Raw genomic sequence first — 19,019 nt, 5'->3', positions numbered from 1 at the left:
GGTGATTATTTATGTTTTTAAGACCAACTTCTGTAACATATATATCAAATGGATTCCATTCGACAGGTAAGGACAAGCATTTTGGAATTGACTTTGCACAAAATGGAATTAATGCGATTAGAGCATGTGCTGACGGCAAGGTGACCAAATCCTATTTTTCAACAAGTTACGGAGAATGTATCATGATTCTTCATAACATTTCTGGCCAAGAATATGAAACGGTATACGCCCACTTAAAAAGTGGTTCTCGGAAAGTAAAGGTCGGAGAATATGTAAAAAAAGGACAAGTTATTGGCATTATGGGTAATACAGGAGATTCAACCGGTCAGCATTTACATTTTGAATTACACATTGGCCGTTGGAATAATAATAAAACGAATGCAGTTAACCCACTTCCTTATTTTGAATCAGATACTGAAGCCATTCCTTCTAGTAACAATGAATATATTGTTAAAAAAGTCCTGCGGTAATATGTCAAGTACCAAAATCTAAGGAATTGGAAATTGTAAGCCAACCAATACCTAAAAAAGACAATACTTAAGAAACCCAGTAAGATATTAAACCATTTACTGGAAAATATTGAAGGATTTAGGATGTTTTATCCTTTAGTTATTCACCTTCCTTCTTGGCGTGTAGACTTGATCGTTGCGTAGCAGCGCATCGACCAACCGCACAAGTTTTCTTGCCGTTAAGACGAGTGCTCTTTTGTGTTGATGCTTAGGAACCTCACGATATTTTTTCAGGTAGTATGCCCGAAATTCAGGTTCATTTCGTTGAACCGAGTTGGCAGCTTCAACAAGGTAATAACGAAGAAATCTATTTCCTGAACGTATCATTTTGGTTTCCTCAGCTTGGAACTTTCCTGATTGATTCTTGGACCATGTAAGTCCACTATATTTGGCAATGGAAGCTTGGTTATCAAAGCGATCAATTTGTCCAATTTCGGCTAAAATACCAGCGGTATAGACTGGGCCTATTCCTGGAATCGTCTGTAAGGTATTAGGGATACCTTCTAGAAGCTTTTGGATGGCTTTGTCAAGTTCTTTAATCTGTTTAGTTATACTACGGATGGACTCTATTGAAGTCCCTAATAATAGGTCGATAGAATCTTCCACACACTTTGATAATCGGTAGGAAGATCTCGCAGCCTTTTGAATGGATTTCGCCACACACTCGGCGTCAGTAAAGCGATTTTTGCCCTTATCTTGAAGATAATTCGCAAGTTCTTGAAGATCCATTGAGCTAATTTCATCTAAGCTATATTGTTCAAGAAATAGCTCTAACATGGCATTTCCAAAAACCGAACTATCCACTTCAGTCGTAAAGGAACTACACTTATAAAATAAGTGTTGCAGAAAATATTGCTTTTCTCGCGTTAGGTTGTGAACGAGATGATATCTCATTCTTGTCAACCTTTGAAGAGCAATAAATTGTTCCTGCATCACCGCCGTTAGTGGAAGACGTCCAAACCGTAAGCGATCTGCAATAATCCAAGCATCGACTTGGTCTGTTTTATCCAGGTCAACATATGACTCTTTAAATTTTTTAATTAGTTTTGGATTAATAGTAAAGACTGTTGTTTTAAATTCTTTAAGAGATTCATCCTCGTGAAAAAACATAGCAGGATGCCAACTATAGACTGAAGTGGCCTCCATCCCGATTTGAATCTCGGAAATTGAGTTACTTTGGGCTATCTTGACAATCTGATCTTTCAGATAAGATGCCCCAGTCAAATTGTTGTCAACAGTGAGAGCAGTTAATGCTTCTCCTTCAAAATTCATGACACAAGCTTTCATATCTTGAGAGCTAACGTCTATTCCAACAAATAATTTCATGGTGGCTAACCTCCTTTCAATCTAGGATCAAGGGAAGGACTCTTCGGGATATCCCCAGTGTACTTGTCGGTCAATCACCCTCGCGTATTAGAACTCACTTTGGTCCATGAGCTGCCTGGAAGCTGCAACTTCCAGCATGGGCTGCCAAAGGGAACAGCCTGCGGGTTAGAAGTTCGAACAAGGACTGGGGAGACAGACTTTTGTAGTAGTCAAAGCTACAGGAGATGATAGAAATCCCCCAAATGATCCTAAGACCATTATCTAGGGACATCACGAAAAGTCCACCCTTTGGAAAACTTTTTCAGATAGTGGGGGGCTAGCCCCCCACTATCTGAACTAACATCTATAGAATTATCAAAGAACAATATTTTAATTGGAAATTACCTCGAAAGAGGACTATAAACTTACTATACGAGGAGATACATTATATGAAATTAGTAGAAAATATAAAACAACGATTAAAGTTCTTACAACTTACAATCAAATTGCAAACCCGAACCTAATTAAAGTAGGACAGAAAATCAAAATACCTTCCACACAAGCTGTTTATTATGTCGTAAAAAAAGGAGATACCGTCAGCCAAATTGCGAAGACTTTTCATACAAGTGTTAGTAAAATAGAGAAATGGAATCAATTGAAGGATGTTAATAAAATATACCCAGGACAAAAACTAAGAGTAGGATAAGCTTTTAGCTATCTTACTCTACTTTCTCCTGTAATAAAAAGAGTAGTGTGTACACAAAGGCAAGGTAAATCTTTATACATATTTACCTTATTTATGAATGTGAAAAAAGTTATCTATATGATCAGCTTTCTTCTCCTGCACAAAGACATATATTCGAAAACTCAATTAAATAAAAAAAGAGTCGTATCACTTAAAAGCTAAATTAGAGAATGTTTGTCTTTAATGATTAGCTATTTCTTTTTGTCAAAATCCATAGAAAAAGGAGGTAATCAATTGATTACCTCCTTTTTCAGCCGCATTTGCCGCTTAGATGTATGGAGTTTCAAAACCTGCTCCACCAGGTGGGTGTTCGCAAAAGCTCTCATCATATGTCCTAATGACAAATGGCATTAGGCCTGCTGATCCTTCTTTAATATAGAACTCCCTAATTATCGATAAAGGTTGAAACTTCATACGATAACGTACAACGCAGCTTCTATGGTTTTATCATACATGAATTTCTTTCGGAAAGCAAATGGTAAAATTAGGATGTCACTTTTAAGTATTAAGCACGAGAAACGTAGCTTGCTTCAGCTGTGTTAATAATCAAACGATCCCCTTGATTAACAAAGAAAGGAACTTGAACAGTTAATCCTGTTTCCATCACTGCAGGTTTTGTACCACCAGATGCCGTATCTCCCTTAATTCCAGGTTCTGTTTCAGTAACTTCTAATACAACCGTATTTGGAAGCTCTACACCTAGAGTTTCGGATTGATACATCATAATATGGACTTCCATATTTTCTTTTAAGAATTTTAGTTCGTATTCGATTACAGAAGCAGAAAGCTCAATTTGGTCATAAGATTCTACATCCATAAATACGTGCTGGTCACCATTAGCATATAGATATTGCATTTTGCGATTGTCAATTTGCGCTTTTGCAACTTTTTCGCCAGCTCTAAATGTTTTTTCTTGAACAGCTCCAGTACGTAAATTCTTTAATTTAGAGCGAACAAACGCTGCTCCCTTACCAGGCTTAACGTGTTGGAAATCAAGTACGCGCCAAATTCCACCGTCTACCTCAATTGTTAAACCTGTCTTAAAATCGTTTACTGAAATCATGCAGTAATCCTCCTATAAAATAATCAGTTCCTTAGTTGAATGGGTTAAAGCTTCATTATGATTATTTGTTATTATTGTATCATCTTCAATACGCACTCCACCAAGTCCTGCGATATAAATACCTGGTTCCACTGTTACGACCATACCTGGTTCTAGAGGAGCATTATTTCGGAAGGATAAATTAGGTCCTTCATGAACTTCTAGCCCAATTCCGTGACCTGTAGTATGTCCAAAATATTCCCCATAGCCTTTTTCAGTTATGTAATCACGAGTCAGTGCATCTGCTTGGACACCTGTTATTCCTGGTTTAATGCCTTCCATTCCCTTTAGTTGAGCTTTTAATACGATATCATAAATCTCTTTTAATTTCTCATCTGGGTTACCGATAGCAATGGTTCTCGTAATATCTGATACATAGCCATTATAATAAGCACCGTAATCTAATGTAATAAAATCACCAGCTTCAATTACTTTGTCGGTTGCAACACCATGTGGCAATGCAGATCTTGTCCCTGATGCAACAATTGTATCAAAGGAGGATGAAGTGGCGCCTAATTTTCTCATAAAAAACTCTAATTCATTCGAAACTTCCAATTCTGTTTTCCCTACCTTAATAAAATCAAGGATATGGGTGAAAGCAGCATCAGCAATCTTAGCAGCTTCCTTTAATATCTTAATCTCTTCATTAGTCTTAATCAAGCGTAACTTTTCAATTATACCTGAAATTGGCACTAATTCTCCTTTTACAACAGATTCTAGCTCCTTATATTGAGTAAAGGTTGTATAATCTTGTTCAAAAGCTAGTTTCTTTATTCCCAATTTCTCTGCTTGACTTGCAACCTCTTGAAGAATTGCCCCTTTATGCTGAATAACTTCGAATCCACTGCATTGATTTCCTGCCTGTTCCACATAACGGAAGTCTGTGATAAATAAAGCTTTCTCTCCGCCGATTAATACAGCTCCTGAAGATCCTGTAAAATTACTAACATAACGTCTGTTATATGTACTTGTTATTAAAATACCATCTGCTCCAACTTCTGCTAGTGCTTCTCTTACTCTTTTAAGTTTCTCCATTATAACCCTCTCCCTTATTTTATACACTTGCCTAGAGGCACATGCTTTCTATAGCCTTAACAACTTCTAGATAAGGTAAAAATCTGAATGATGAAAAAAGTACACTCATGAAATTATTTTAACATAAATACTTTTATAATACAGGCAAAATAGCTAGCAAATAAAGATTTTAGACACCCTAACTAGCTAAATAAAAGCCTTGAGTAAGAGGGCATAACCACTTTTCAAGAAATTAAGAAAATGATTTTATTGCCCTTCATTACCTGTTAAATTAGTTGACGGCTTTTTTTCCTTCCATTCTTTTAGTTGAATTTCACTTTCTTCATAAGAGATTGTATAACCCACAAATACACCATAAAGGGCATATAAACATGCGGAAAAAATGATTGTATCCCTTTTCAGCTCTAGAAATGGGGCCATGCTTGGAAATATAGGGTTTAAAATGACAAAAACACAAATAAACAATGCAATCCCATATCCAATTCCTATATAGATGGTTTTAAATTTCCTTAGCATCAAATAGTAAGCAAATGCTGCTCCAGTTGAAAAAAAACCTATGAAGACGATACTGATTACCGTTCCAAGCCAGCCATATTTCCAACTGCCAATCGCCCAAGGCTCTAAGAGGATATTAGGGCGTATTTCTGTAAAATGAAAAACATATCCTATGTACCCAATAAGCGACCAGAATATCCCTCCAAACATGCCTGTCCAAATTACTAAGGCGATAAAAGACATCGGTCTTCCTTTTTCATGTGATTGTTGTTGATTATCCATAATGTCCACCTCCAACCCTAGTATGTCCCAATCCTTTTCTTTCCTTGCATGTTTATCTTAGCGTTTGATTAAAAGGTTTATTCACAAAGGATGGGATGTCTTGCTAGTGGTTTTTTGAATTTTTTAGTAATATGGTATTAGGGGATATACAACCATAAAAATCTTACAGATGAAAAAATTAAGTTGTTTTCACCTAAATTATCCTGAGGTTGGTGCTGTTATACATGTCAAGTGAACAAAAACCATTATACGGAGGTCAGGCAGTTGTAGAAGGTGTGATGTTTGGTGGAAAACATCATTATGTCACAGCCATAAGACGCAAAGATCAGACTGTTGATTATTTTCATCTTCCTAGAACGTATAATACCAAGCTAGCAAAATTAAAAAAAATACCATTTTTACGAGGTATTATTGCCATTATTGAATCAAGCGGAAATGGAACAAAGCATTTAAATTTTTCAACGGATCGCTATGATGTTGATCCTTCTGAAGATTATAAATTGGAAGAACAAGAGCCTTCTAAAGTATCCATGATTTTAGGAGTAGCAGTTCTTGGTGTACTTTCCTTTTTATTTGGAAAATTCATTTTTACGCTTATTCCGACTTTCCTAGCAGCTATGTTTATGCCGATTATTTCTGGACATGTTGCGCAAATACTATTAGAAAGCTTTTTTAAGCTAATTCTTTTACTTGGATATATTTATTTTGTCTCACTGACTCCTATTATTAAAAGAGTCTTTCAGTATCATGGTGCTGAACATAAAGTTATTAATGCATATGAAAGTGGGAAAGAATTAACAATAGAAAATGTACAATCGGCTTCAAGGTTACATTATCGCTGTGGATCAAGTTTTATTCTGTTCACGGTAATTGTTGGGTTATTTCTCTATTTATTTTTCTATCCAGACAACCTTTTAGACAGAGTACTTATTCGTATTGCTTTGATTCCAGTCGTGCTTGGAATTTCCTTTGAGGTATTACAGTTTACCAATAAATTAAGAAATGTCCCAGTTTTAAAATATCTTGGATTGCCTGGTCTATGGCTACAATTATTAACAACAAAAGAACCAAGTGATGATCAAGTGGAAGTTGCTATACTTTCCTTCTCCGAATTAAAGAAACGCGAGGAAGAAACGGAAGCACAGGTTTCAAAGACAGTTGTTAAATAATTTATAAAAGAATCTTCCCTATTTATATAGTTTTATTACCGTTTAAAAATCTTTTTTCTGAAAACTTTTTCTTGTGAACAATTTGGCTTTTTTTGAATAAACTTTTCTTAATAATAGTTTAAAAGTTAGAAAAAATGCTCATCATGCTTTTAGGGAGGTGGCTTTTTGAAGAACCGATTTTCAATTATCTTATTTGGGAGTATTTTTCTCCTTGCTTTCATTGGCTTAACTACTAGTTTAATAAAAAATCCTGCTGGATTTTTTCTAAACATTGCTGTCATTGTTGCTGTAGGTGCTATTATTTGGTTCATTTTCCGCCATTTCAATACAACTAGTCCGCAAAAAAGAGAGCAAAGAGCTTTTCTAAAAGCTGCAAAGAAATCAAAAAAACGGCTACAAACAAGAGAAAAGGTACCAGCAGGACAGCAGCAACATTCAACTAAATCCTCTTCCTTAAAAGCCAACAAGCATAAACGTAGTAAAAGCACTGCACATTTAACTGTTATTGAAGGGAAGAAGAGCAAAAAAAAGAATCGGGCTTCTTTATAGAGGGCTCGATTCTTTTTTGCTATATAGATAGAGCCTTTAGGATATAGCCCCATCATGTTTTAATAAGCCCATTTTTCAAAAAATTTCGTAGCACAATCTCTTCCTAACTGTATTAGTTTTACTTGATCTTCTTTTGTAAGTGCAAATTCTGTTGCGAGTACCCCCTCTGTTGGAACAAAGATAATATTTTTCTCATGCTTCCTGGAAATATAGCGGGAATCATGTGCATCTTTCATCGTTTCAAACATTGCTGCAAATAAATCAATAGCATTTTTGATTCTATGCTTTGGATGCTCCCTTATACTATGACTTAATTTAACTCCTAAAACAGGTCTTGTTTTCAGTACATTCTCTTGATCAAATAACCAAATTGGGAAATTACTGAGCACTCCCCCATCAACAATCACATTTTTATTTGACTTATTTCCAAGAGTTACTGGCTCAAAAAAATAAGGCAGACTACAACTCATCCTAATCGCTTTTGCAATCGAAAAAGTTTGGGGATTGATTCCGTATTTCGGCAAGTCGTCTGGTAGAATCATTAATACACCATTTGTAATATCTGAAGCAATAAAGCGTAAAGTATGTGGGGGTATATCTGCAAATGTTTTTAAACCTTTTACGGCCAATTTACTTTCTATCCATTTTTCCAGTTCTTCTCCTTTATATAACCCTAACTTCCAATATAGAAAAAACCATTTTGCAAGTGGAAAAGGAATGAGCAATTGTCGTTCATCTAAAAAGGTACTTAAATCCAAATCCTCCAATAATTCCGCTATTTCTCTACTCGTATACCCTGCGGCAATTAAGGCAGCAACGATTGAACCTGCACTAGTTCCTGCCAACCGAGCAAATTGAAATCCTCGTTGTTCTACAACTTCATATGCTCCCACTAAAGCTAGCCCTTTAATTCCTCCTCCAGAAAAGACCCCGTCTATATACATAAAATTCACTCCTTTTAACAAGCAAATGGGACTTCGAAAGGTATTTCATTTTTATGGACCCTAGACCTTTATACTCCAATTTAGTATTCGTAATTAGAAAATAGTACAGAAGACAAGTTATATGTCATTCTTTTATTTATAGTCACCGTATTCACTTTAAATAGGATGCAGTAAATTCATATTGGGTTTAGGCATTTGTATCAATCAATATAGTGTATAGACACATAAACTAATTCGAAGTAGATTAGTGCAGTATCTTGTTTTGAAGATAAAAAGTAACGAAGGATATGCGCATTAGCTAAATAATGAAAAAAGAGGAGGATATTTATGCAAAATCAATTCATTTATCCACAAGATATTAGAAGAATACGACCTGGTTTTGGTGGATTTGGCAGACCTGGGTTTGGTAGACCTGGATTCGGTAGACCTGGGTTCGGCTTTGGAGGAGCTGGCTTAGGACTTGGCTTAGGCTTGTTAGGAGGATTTGCAACAGGGGCATTACTTGGTCCAGCATTATATGGAGGATATGGTTATCCACCATATGGTTACGGATATGGCATCCCACCATATGGATTTTATTAAAATATTGTAAAAAATAATGAGCGATGAGCCGAAAACACCTTAATATCGCTTTCCTTAATCTAGATTAATCCTGCTTTTATATATATAAAGAGGCTGACAATTGCTCAGCCTCTTTCTGTAGCTTTATTCATAAAAGTAATAATTTCAAACTGAAGATCTATTCATTATGACCAATATCTGCGTATTAAAGGCCACATTTTAATTGTGTGTTGCAATTCGTACAAGTATTACATCCACCGATTTCTTCTACTACACCTTTTCGGCATACAGGACAAGTATCGCCGATTTCTGAACCAATCGTTACATTTGTTGATTTTAACTCATTTATCGTATCGACAAGAACTACATGTGGTTCTTGATGCTTTTGTGGTTGTGTTTCTTCAAATGTGTTTTCTTCCGCTTTTAATGTTAGTACTTGACTATCGCGAGAGCCATCCACATAAACGGTTCCACCTTTTGCACCACCACGATATAATCTTTCATACACTTTTTGAACTTGCTCTACACTATATCCTTTTGGTGCATTTACCGTTTTACTAATAGAGCTATCAATCCATCTTTGAATGATACATTGAACATCAGCATGTGCCTCTGGAGCCAAATCCATTGCAGCAACGAACCAATTTGGAAGATTATTTGGATCTGCTTCTGGATGCGCATCTAAATATTCTTGAACAATATCTGCTTTCACTTCAATGAATTTTCCAAGTCTTCCGCTTCGGAAATAAGAGAAGGAGAAGTATGGCTCAAGACCAGTTGATACCCCAACCATTGTACCTGTACTGCCTGTAGGTGCTACTGTTAATAAATGAGAGTTACGAATACCATATTGAAGAATGTCTTCTCTAATATCCTCAGGCATTTTTTTCATGAAGCCAGTATGAATAAAGGCATCGCGTAGTTTTGCAACCTCTTCCTCTGATTCCGCTTGTAAGAATGGGAAGCTGCCTTTTTCTTTCGCTAACTCAATAGATGCTCTGTATGCAGTTGTTGCGATGGTTTCAAATACTTTATCTACTAAGACATTTCCCTCTGCACTGCCATATTCTGTTTCACAGTAAATCAGTAGATCATGAAGACCCATAACACCAAGACCGACACGACGTTCTCCAAGCGCTTGCTTTTTATTTTCTTCCAAGAAGTAAGGAGTTGCATCGATTACGTTATCCTGCATTCTTACGCCTATTTCTACTGTTTTCTTAAGCTTTTCAAAATTAACTGTTTTGTTTTCTTTATCTGCCATTTCTGCAAGGTTAACAGCAGCTAGATTACATACACTAAATGGAGCTAATGGCTGCTCTCCACAAGGGTTTGTCGCCACAACTTTTTGACCATAGCTAGTAGCGTTTGTCATTTCATTTGATAGTGATAGGTAAGGCTTTGAAGCAATTCTCCACCTTTTCCCCCACTCCACACCGTACGTGAGATTTTCACCTCATACGGCGTTCTATCTAATCCTACTAAACCAAATTTCAACAAGTTACAAGCTTAATAATTATTTATCGAGTATTGTGCAAGTTTTTGAATGCCTCTAAATCAAGATTGATTCATTCTTACATTTCTTACGCAATGCATTTATCTTCTCAATCAGTTTCGAATTCTGATTGAGTTTCCATTTAACAAGGTATTTATCAATCGTTTCTTTTTCAGTAGCATGAAGTAGTCTATGCATGTCTTCATGGATAATTTTGAGGTTATCATACTTATCCGTTCCACCTAAACTTCTAGGCTTTACATGATGACAGTGAACTTCATGTGCTTCAAGAAAGATACCAAGTATTTCACAACATCCATTCCTCATTGAGTAACGGGAAAGTCTATTGTCTTGATATTCGATTGATTGGTCTTGTATCTTGGATTGCATTAGTATTCTTATGTTATATTCGACAGCTGGTTGAAGTTTATTGTGAATTAATTTTCTACCTTCATCAGTGTAGACCGAAAGCTTAGGATTAAATTGTCTAGATTCAGTAAAACTTGTAATCCCATGTATAGGAAAGAGATGAACTCCTAGTACCTTCCATGTTTTGAGGTTACTTGAGTAGTATTGATTATAGACTTTACTTGCATCCGTTGGGTGTGCATATTTCCCTCCAACTTGATGTAGTTTACTCCTAGCATAAGGATGAACCTTGTGTGCTATGTCTTTGAAATCTGATGGAACCATACTCCCGTATTTAAAGTAATTTTGTATCCCCATTACATAAGCATTAAAGAGCCTTATGTTATTAACGGTCGTTTCCTTCCTAATTCTAAGAATTAGTTCCTTCATTTTCCTAATGACATCAGCTTTCTTCTTATCAATCATATTTACCCTAACAAGATGTTTTTGTTTCTTCCTAACAGCCTTAATTTTAAATCCCAAGAAATCCGAGGACTTCTTTTTGAGATTTGTAATTTTAGATTTCTCAGGTGAGATATCTAATTTCAATCTACCCTTCAAGTATCCTGCCACTGCATGAAACCATTTGACTGCATTCTCATGATTATTGGTCATAATTTTGAAGTCATCTGCGTATCGAACTATAAAGCCAATCTTCATATTCGAATTTCGTTTCAACATTAAGTACTTCTTTACATTCTGAGAATACTCATGCTTCGTTTCAAAAGTTTCCCATTGATTACTTACCCACATATCTAAATCATGAAGAACAATGTTAGAGAGTAAAGGTGAGAGTATTCCTCCTTGTGGAGTACCTTTGTTTGGAATTCCAATACCTTTTATCGGTGCTTTGAGCATTTTGCTTATGATTGCTAAAACCCTTCTATCATGAATGCCCAAATTCCACATTTGCTTCATGAGAACCCTATGATTTACATTGTCGAAGAATCCCTTTATGTCGATATCTACTACATAATGTAATTGTGAGATATTAACTAAGAAATTCACCCTAGATAAAGCATGTTTTGTGCTTCGTAATGGTCTGAAACCATAACTGTGATTATAAAACTTAGCTTCACAGATAGGTTCAAGAATTTGTTTAAACATCTGTTGAATTAGCCTATCCAACATTGTTGGTATTCCTAAAGGTCTAAACTTGGTATTATCCATTCCCTTTGGAATCATTACTCTGCGTACTGCTTTAGGTTTGTAATCTTTGAGCGAAGTTCGAATGAGATTTATGAATTCTTGCTTATTCATCACTTTATAGTTGTCAATCACATACTTATCTGTTCCAGCAGTTTTAGAACCTTTATTGGCTTTTATGTTTCTGTAAGCTAGTAGGATGTTTCTTTCATCTATGATTAGGTTAAATAGATTTTTGAAAAGATGTCCTTCCTTACTCTTGGCAAATAATTCATCAAAAAACTCTTGCATACCATAATACTCGTTGTGTCTTAGGCTCATATTCGTTGCAGATCACCTGACTTTCTCAGTGATTCCCTGCATTCTTACCCGATCAACGAATTTCACTTGCTTTGTTTGGTTTAATATATTGAATTAGACTTGGGTCTATCCCTCCACTTATTTTCATAAGCTTCTTCGGTACTGTGACCCTACTTTCACAAGGATAAATGAATTTCAGATTAGAAATCCTTATATCAACCACTCGGATGATAGTCCTTGAATGAGTGTTCCTTGCTTACCACGTTCCAATAATTCCTAGCCATATGATTGAACTTAGGTGCTTGCTCTGAGCCTGAGATTATATAGTGTCCTTGTTCACTATATCGTGTTTCATGACAACGGACTTACTCCACGACAATCTCGGTTAAACTGGTTAACCTTCCACCTTTTCAAGCGGATTTCATTCTAGACCCTTTCATTCGCAAGTTCGTCAGTCAGGTTGCTAATCTGACATTCTCACCATATTCACCTTTTTCGGCTGACCGCCTTATCTTCGACCATGACTCTAAGTGAGTTTTAGGTCAAATTCAGACGACTTTACCTAGCTTCATACACTTCATCACTATCATGATTCCATGCATGTAGGAGTCTCATCATAGTGGTTTCAGCTCAACGTGACGGCTTTCATTCCCACTATCGGAATTATCAGTTGTATTTAACATAACTTTTGTTTGTTAAACCCTCTATTTCATACGTTTAAGCCGCACTTATAAGAGAACGTGTCGCACCATTATCAATGAAGAAGATACCTGGCTCTGCAGAATAAGTTGCACAGATATTAATTAAGTTCCATAATTCCTTCGCTTTTATTTTACGATAAACACGAACTTTATTTCCTTCTGCTTCCCATTCTCTTACATCGCCAACTTTATGCCATTCTTCATTATAATGTTGCATTTGCTCCTTATCGTAGCTTTCAACATCAGGGAAACGAAGTGCATATTCTTCATCCTTCTCCACTGCATCCATAAATTCATTTGTTAAGCAGACAGAAATGTTTGCACCTGTTAAAAATTCTGATTGATGAACAGCATAAGTACCGCCGCTTGATAGCTTTTCTTCTGCATCACGGAAAATACTCTCGTTAAAACCACCTTGCCCAGGGATATTTTTATAATTTAGAATTCCTTGATACATAGAACGTTCTTGTTCTGTTAAAGGAGTAAATTTCAATTTATCTTGTGCATATTTTTTAATTGTTTCATCTTGCGTATTTTCAATCAAGAAACGTAAAATACGTGGATTTTGCATTTTCGAAATAATGAATTCAATAATATCTGGATGCCAATCAGCTAGCATAATCATTTGAGCACCACGACGAGAACCGCCCTGTTCAACTAAATGTGTTAATTTCGCAATATCATCTAACCAAGAAACAGAACCAGATGATTTACCATTAACTCCTTTTGCTAGTGTATTACGAGGTCTTAGCGTAGATCCATTTGTTCCAACACCGCCTCCACGACTCATGATTTCCATAACCTGCTTACGATGCTCGGAAATACCTTCTCTTGAATCCTGAACAAAAGGCATTACATAACAGTTGAAATACGTAACATCTGTTCCTGCTCCAGCTCCATATAATACACGACCTGCAGGGATAAAGTTCAAATGAACAAGCTCACTGTAAAACTTTTCGAACCATTCTTTTCTTTTCTCTTCTGTCTTTTCTACAGATGCAAGACCAGTAGCGTTTCGTTTTGCAATTTGCTCATAATAAATTTCCAACGGTTTTTCAATTACATCTAAGGAACGAACAATGACACCCGTTTCTCCTTCTTCTCCTTCAAGAACGCCACGGTAATCTTCTTCCACTAATACCTTCGCTGTATTAAGAATATGGTCAATTTCTTGAATGAACCCTAATCCTCTTGCTGGAAACTTTGGATCTTCTTTAATCGTTAATACAACAAAATCGCCAGCTGATAACGTAATTTTCTCTGTATCTTTATACGTATAACGGTCAAGCATGACAAGTCGAGAAACGCCTTTATGAGTTAGTTTCATATCTGGGGTAATTGGATGAACCTCCGGAAATAAAGCAATATCCTTATTCAGCTTTTCTATATCTACCTTCACACCTTGACTTAACATTACTGACATACACACAACCCCTTCATTCATATAAAAAGTAGAGCAGATACTAATAGTTGTTGAAAAATAATCTTTGTATATAAATCTATAATTAGATATCTAGCATTTTTTTATTAATACCCTTAAACTATCACATCAAACACATAAAATCAACATATAGTATTCACCATAAAAATCAATACCCATATATTGTGTATATTTAAAAAATTACCGATTTGTCAAACACCGAAAAAAAGTAGATTTTAAAGAAAAAGAAAGAGATACATAGATAATTAGACATAAAAAAAGAAATTTCGTCCTTTTTCGCACTTGCTTATTGGAATATAGGATAATCCATTGATATTAGCCTGTTTATCTTAATCTTTTCTCTCCAAAAAAATTTTTCGACATGTAAAAATGATACGAAAGCATTGTATTTTTTCGTTTAAGCAACCATTTTTAAAAGCAATTAAAACACGAAATTCTAATAAAAGAATTTCGTGCTCAAAAATTTAGATCTATTTATCGTCTAAAATTCCATTCATCGCTTTCATATTTTTCTTTCGCGATTTTTTCTACATATTCTAATTCTTCATCAGTTAACTGATAATTATCTAACTGAATATCCAACCCTTCTTCAAAGCCTTTTCTAAAAGCTTCTTTCGCCATCTCAATGGAAATGTTTCTCGATGTTAAATCGTTAATAGCTACCGCTTTACTCTTAAAAGCCTTTTGCATTCTTTCCTTGACGCGGTCATTTGGATACTTAAATAGACGGAATAATTTATCCTCGTCTAAGTCTAATAAAATAGAACCATGCTGCAAAATAACACCCTGTTGTCTCGTTTGTGCACTCCCAGCGACCTTTCTTCCCTCAACTACTAATTCATACCAACTAGGCGCATCAAAGCATACTGCGGATCTTGGACTTTTCAAATTATTTTTTTGTTCTTCTGTTTTCGGCACAGAAAAATAGGCATCTAATTCTAAAAAGTGAAACCCTTTTAATATACCTTCCGAAATGACCCGATAAGCTTCTGTTACTGTTTTCGGCATATTAGGATGTTCTTCTGTAACAATCACACTGTATGTCAATTCATGCTCATGCAGAACGCCTCTTCCACCAGTTGGTCTTCTTACAAATCCAAGACCTAATTCTTTAACCGCTTGTAAGTCAATTTCTTTCTCTACCTTCTGAAAATATCCAATAGATAAAGTAGCAGGATTCCAGCCATAAAAACGAATCACCGGCGGAAAAACTCCTTTAGAATGCCATTCTAATAACGCTTCGTCTAATGCCATATTAAAAGAAGGAGAATGATTGCCTGAATCAATAAATCTCCATGTTTCTTTTACCATAACGAACCCTCTTTTTCTATGTATAATTACATTAAATCCCTACTAAGGATATCAAAAAGAAAGCCTATTTAAAAGTAACTTGCATGGAAATAAATTTAATTAAAGAAATGTTATGGATATATTATAAGTATTTACTTTACTACTAGAAGGGTTGATAGATATAATAGAGATAGTGTAAGTAATTGAAAGGAGAAATGAGAATTGACAATGATTTATACTCTTCTCATCGTTTTAGTCGCATTCCTTGTATATTCAGTGGTTATGTGGCTTTATCAACGTCGCATTGTAAAAACTGTAAGCCAGGATGAATTCCGCCAAGGATACAGAAAGGCACAGTTGATTGATGTACGTGAACCAAATGAATATGAGGCTGGTCATGTACTCGGTGCAAGAAATATTCCACTATCACAGCTAAAGATGAGAAAAAGTGAAATTCGTCCTGATAAGCCAGTATATTTATACTGCCAAAATGGGATGAGAAGCGGAAGAGCTGCTCAGTTTCTTTATCGTAAAGGATATAAGGACTTAACCCAATTAGAAGGCGGATTCAAAAAGTGGACAGGAAGAATTAAAGCAAAAAAATAATAATATTCTAACTAGGAATTATTATATAAAAAAAGCTGATGCATACTTAGACATCAGCTTTTTTCATTTACTTCTTATTTCAAATTTGCTATCTTCTTCGTATAACGAAGGACTGGTTTTCTTGCAGCTAAAGTCTCATCTAAACGACCGATTACTGTCGTATGAGGTGCTTCCTGAACAACTTCTGGTGTTTCTTCTGCTTCTTTTGCAATTTGAATCATTGCATCAATAAAACTATCCAATGTCTCCTTTGATTCCGTTTCAGTTGGCTCAATCATTATGCATTCTTCGACATTTAAAGGGAAATAGATTGTTGGTGGATGATAGCCAAAATCAAGCAATCTTTTGGCTATATCTAATGTTCGCACCCCTAATTTCTTTTGTCTTCTACCACTTAAGACAAACTCATGTTTACAATGACGATCAAATGGCAAATCATAAAATTCAGCAAGACGTCTCATCATATAATTTGCATTTAAGACGGCATTTTCTGTTACAGCCTTTAATCCATCTGGTCCCATTGAACGAATATACGTATAGGCACGTACGTTAATACCAAAGTTTCCATAGTATGGTTTCACTCTACCAATTGCTTGTGGTCGATTATAATCTAAGACAAATTCATCTCCTACCTTTGTCAAAACTGGCTTTGGTAGAAAAGGAATTAAATCAGCTTTCACTCCCACAGGTCCAGAACCTGGCCCACCACCACCATGCGGTCCTGTAAATGTTTTATGCAGATTCAAATGGACAACATCAAAGCCCATGTCTCCAGGTCTTGCCTTTGAAAGTACCGCATTTAGATTGGCACCATCATAATATAATTTCCCGCCAGCACTATGAACAATTTCAGCCATTTCTAAAATATTTTCTTCAAAAAGGCCTAGTGTATTGGGGTTTGTCAACATTAATGCCGCTGTATCTGTACCAACTACTCTTTTTAAATCTTCTAAATCTACTAATCCATTTTCATTTGATTTTACTGTCACCGTTTCTAACCCTGCAACTGTTGCAGATGCAGGATTTGTTCCGTGTGCAGAATCAGGAACAATGACTTTTGTTCGCTCTGTATCCCCATTTGCTTCATGAAAAGCTCTAATCAGCATTAACCCAGTCCACTCACCATGTGCCCCTGCAGCCGGCTGTAAAGTAACTTCATCCATGCCGGTGATTTCAACAAGATGCTGTTGCAAGTCATACATAAGCTCTAATGCACCCTGGATAGATGATTCCTCTTGTAATGGATGGATATGAGCAAAGCCATTGAATCTGGCAACATTTTCATTTATTTTCGGATTATATTTCATCGTACATGACCCTAATGGATAAAAGCCGGAATCTAAGCCATGATTTCGTTTTGATAAAGCAGTATAATGACGCATTATATCTAATTCGGATACTTCCGGAAGTTCTGGAGTTTCTTCTCTTATATAATCATTCGGCAAAAGCTCCGACAGATTAACTGTTGGGATATCCATTTCTGGTAAACTATACCCTATTCTTCCTGGTGTACTGCTTTCAAAGATAAGAGGTTGATTTTGATTAGACATGATACTCCTCCATTTCTGCAACAAATTCATCAATTTCAGCTTTGGTACGCAATTCCGTTACGGCAATTAGCATATGGTTTTCTAGTTGTTCAAACTCTCTTCCTAAATCATAGCCACCAATCATTCCTTTTTCTAATAACGCACGGTTAATAGAAGATATGGAAGTATTACATTTAATAAGAAATTCATTAAAGGATGGCCCTTCATAAACAATATCAAAGCCTGCTTCCTTTAGTTTTATTTTAGCGTAATGTGCTTTTTGCATATTGGCAATGGCCATTTCTTTCACACCATGCTTTCCAAGTGCTGTCATCGCAACAGATGCAGCTAATGCATTTAGGGCTTGGTTTGAGCAAATATTAGAAGTGGCTTTATCACGGCGAATATGCTGCTCCCTTGCCTGCAGGGTTAATACAAATCCTCTTTGGCCATTATCATCTATAGTCTGGCCGACTAAGCGCCCAGGAACCTTTCTCATTAACTTAGAAGTTACAGCAAAATAGCCACAGTGCGGTCCTCCAAAGCCCATCGGAATACCAAATGGTTGTGCATCTCCTACTACTATATCAGCTTGGAATTTCCCTGGTGGTGTTAATGCTCCTAAAGCGAGTGGGTTGCTTGATACGACGAATAATGATTTATGCTCATGAATAATTGCTTCTAAATCTTTTAATGGCTCCACTCTTCCAAAAAAGTTTGGGTATTGAATCATCACTGCTGCAACTGTATTATCGATCATCGTCTCTAAAGCATCTAAATCTGTTATGCCTTCCTTATGTGGAACCTCTACAACTTCGATATACTGACCCTTTGCATAGGTTTTAACAACTTCTTTTGCTTCTGGATGAATGGCGCTTGATAAAAGAATCTTTTTTCGTTTCGTCGTCCCTGCACTTAACATCCCTGCCTCTGCTAATGCAGTTGCTCCGTCGTACATAGAAGAGTTAGCTACGTCCATTCCTGTTAGTTCACAAATCATGGTCTGAAACTCAAAAATAGCTTGTAATTCCCCTTGTGAAATTTCCGGTTGATACGGGGTGTAGGCTGTATAAAATTCGGAGCGTGATAGAACATGGTCTACTATAACAGGCGAATAGTGATCATAAACTCCAGCTCCAAGAAAAGATACATTCGCTTTCGCGTCAGCATTTTTTTGGGATAGCTTTGTTAATTCTTTCAATAATGCAGATTCACTTTTTGCAGGCTTGATTTGATAGCTTCCTTTAAAACGTACTTTTTCTGGTATATCTGAAAATAATTCATCTACTGAATTTACACCAATTTTTTCAAGCATTTCCTTTTGATCTTGTTCTGTCATCGGTAAATAGCGATGCTTCATTCGTTTTTCCCCCAGTCATTAGCCCATCTTGATTTTAAACATAGCCA

General features: G+C 36.0%; 16 protein-coding genes, 1 other RNA gene and 2 pseudogenes. 6 read left to right on the top strand and 13 right to left on the bottom strand.

The window, feature by feature from the left end:
* Positions 1-11: 11 nt before the first annotated feature.
* Positions 12-470 (top strand): M23 family metallopeptidase, encoded by a 459-nt coding sequence (locus tag ACWNMZ_RS13380; RefSeq protein ID WP_284561215.1) that lies wholly within the window; start codon positions 12-14, stop codon positions 468-470.
* Positions 471-605: 135 nt separating this feature from the next.
* On the opposite strand, the gene ACWNMZ_RS13375 is transcribed toward ACWNMZ_RS13380, so the two are convergent.
* Entirely contained in the window at positions 606-1,835 is a 1,230-nt protein-coding gene (locus tag ACWNMZ_RS13375; protein WP_031540352.1) for an IS110 family RNA-guided transposase, read from the bottom strand.
* A 373-nt stretch (positions 1,836-2,208) separates the two neighbouring features.
* Here ACWNMZ_RS13375 and ACWNMZ_RS13370 point away from each other — a divergent pair, with 373 nt between their 5' ends.
* Positions 2,209-2,520, top strand: coding sequence for a LysM peptidoglycan-binding domain-containing protein (locus ACWNMZ_RS13370; protein ID WP_284561214.1), 312 nt, complete (start codon positions 2,209-2,211; stop codon positions 2,518-2,520).
* 286 nt (positions 2,521-2,806) lie between these two features.
* Here ACWNMZ_RS13370 and ssrS read toward each other — a convergent pair.
* The 4 genes from ssrS to ACWNMZ_RS13350 form a co-directional block, all read right to left on the bottom strand.
* A non-coding RNA gene (gene ssrS, locus ACWNMZ_RS13365) (6S RNA) lies at positions 2,807-2,998 on the bottom strand.
* Between the two features lie 66 nt (positions 2,999-3,064).
* Complete coding sequence (gene efp, locus ACWNMZ_RS13360) at positions 3,065-3,622, bottom strand: elongation factor P (RefSeq protein WP_031535275.1); 558 nt, start codon at positions 3,620-3,622, stop codon at positions 3,065-3,067.
* Between the two features lie 12 nt (positions 3,623-3,634).
* Positions 3,635-4,696, bottom strand: a complete 1,062-nt coding sequence (locus tag ACWNMZ_RS13355; RefSeq protein ID WP_235248072.1) for a M24 family metallopeptidase — start codon at positions 4,694-4,696, stop codon at positions 3,635-3,637.
* Between the two features lie 246 nt (positions 4,697-4,942).
* Positions 4,943-5,473 (bottom strand): YqhR family membrane protein, encoded by a 531-nt coding sequence (locus ACWNMZ_RS13350; RefSeq protein WP_235248070.1) that lies wholly within the window; start codon positions 5,471-5,473, stop codon positions 4,943-4,945.
* A gap of 224 nt (positions 5,474-5,697) precedes the next feature.
* Here ACWNMZ_RS13350 and ACWNMZ_RS13345 point away from each other — a divergent pair, with 224 nt between their 5' ends.
* Positions 5,698-6,642 carry a DUF1385 domain-containing protein gene (locus ACWNMZ_RS13345; protein ID WP_031535278.1) on the top strand — a complete coding sequence of 315 codons (945 nt, stop codon included), beginning with the start codon at positions 5,698-5,700 and terminating at the stop codon, positions 6,640-6,642.
* 165 nt (positions 6,643-6,807) lie between these two features.
* The gene (locus ACWNMZ_RS13340) at positions 6,808-7,191 is read left to right on the top strand and encodes an SA1362 family protein (protein ID WP_031535279.1); all 384 of its coding nucleotides are present in this window, start codon (positions 6,808-6,810) and stop codon (positions 7,189-7,191) included.
* A 59-nt stretch (positions 7,192-7,250) separates the two neighbouring features.
* Here ACWNMZ_RS13340 and ACWNMZ_RS13335 read toward each other — a convergent pair whose 3' ends face one another.
* A complete protein-coding gene (locus tag ACWNMZ_RS13335; protein ID WP_235248068.1) occupies positions 7,251-8,135 on the bottom strand; it encodes a patatin-like phospholipase family protein in 885 nt (294 codons plus the stop codon).
* A 327-nt stretch (positions 8,136-8,462) separates the two neighbouring features.
* Between ACWNMZ_RS13335 and ACWNMZ_RS13330 the strand changes: the two genes are divergently transcribed.
* Positions 8,463-8,717 (top strand): spore coat protein, encoded by a 255-nt coding sequence (locus tag ACWNMZ_RS13330; protein WP_235248066.1) that lies wholly within the window; start codon positions 8,463-8,465, stop codon positions 8,715-8,717.
* A gap of 184 nt (positions 8,718-8,901) precedes the next feature.
* Here ACWNMZ_RS13330 and ACWNMZ_RS13325 read toward each other — a convergent pair.
* From ACWNMZ_RS13325 to ACWNMZ_RS13305, 5 genes and pseudogenes are all read right to left on the bottom strand, one after another.
* Positions 8,902-10,077 (bottom strand): annotated as a pseudogene (locus ACWNMZ_RS13325) (hypothetical protein); the annotation flags it as partial.
* Positions 10,068-10,193: a hypothetical protein gene (locus tag ACWNMZ_RS13320; RefSeq protein WP_449598662.1), complete on the bottom strand. Its 126-nt coding sequence runs from the start codon at positions 10,191-10,193 to the stop codon at positions 10,068-10,070. The pseudogene ACWNMZ_RS13325 and the gene ACWNMZ_RS13320, both read right to left, overlap by 10 nt.
* A 55-nt stretch (positions 10,194-10,248) precedes the next feature.
* Positions 10,249-12,036, bottom strand: coding sequence for a group II intron reverse transcriptase/maturase (ltrA, locus tag ACWNMZ_RS13315; RefSeq protein WP_251629795.1), 1,788 nt, complete (start codon positions 12,034-12,036; stop codon positions 10,249-10,251).
* A gap of 759 nt (positions 12,037-12,795) precedes the next feature.
* A pseudogene (locus tag ACWNMZ_RS13310) lies at positions 12,796-14,169 on the bottom strand (vitamin B12-dependent ribonucleotide reductase); the annotation flags it as partial.
* Positions 14,170-14,661: 492 nt separating this feature from the next.
* A complete protein-coding gene (locus ACWNMZ_RS13305) occupies positions 14,662-15,498 on the bottom strand; it encodes a lipoate--protein ligase family protein (RefSeq protein ID WP_031535292.1) in 837 nt (278 codons plus the stop codon).
* Between the two features lie 207 nt (positions 15,499-15,705).
* Here ACWNMZ_RS13305 and ACWNMZ_RS13300 point away from each other — a divergent pair, with 207 nt between their 5' ends.
* Positions 15,706-16,083, top strand: a complete 378-nt coding sequence (locus ACWNMZ_RS13300) for a rhodanese-like domain-containing protein (protein ID WP_031535294.1) — start codon at positions 15,706-15,708, stop codon at positions 16,081-16,083.
* 74 nt (positions 16,084-16,157) lie between these two features.
* On the opposite strand, the gene gcvPB is transcribed toward ACWNMZ_RS13300, so the two are convergent.
* Positions 16,158-17,633: an aminomethyl-transferring glycine dehydrogenase subunit GcvPB gene (gcvPB, locus tag ACWNMZ_RS13295; RefSeq protein WP_031535296.1), complete on the bottom strand. Its 1,476-nt coding sequence runs from the start codon at positions 17,631-17,633 to the stop codon at positions 16,158-16,160.
* Positions 17,626-18,972 carry an aminomethyl-transferring glycine dehydrogenase subunit GcvPA gene (gene gcvPA / locus ACWNMZ_RS13290; RefSeq protein ID WP_031535299.1) on the bottom strand — a complete coding sequence of 449 codons (1,347 nt, stop codon included), beginning with the start codon at positions 18,970-18,972 and terminating at the stop codon, positions 17,626-17,628. Before gcvPA ends, gcvPB begins: the two co-directional genes overlap by 8 nt.
* Between the last annotated feature and the right edge of the window lie 47 nt (positions 18,973-19,019).

This window comes from Niallia sp. Marseille-Q9988, assembly GCF_976954375.1.
Note: the sequence above shows the minus strand (reverse complement) of the source record. Positions and strands in the feature narration are given on the sequence as shown.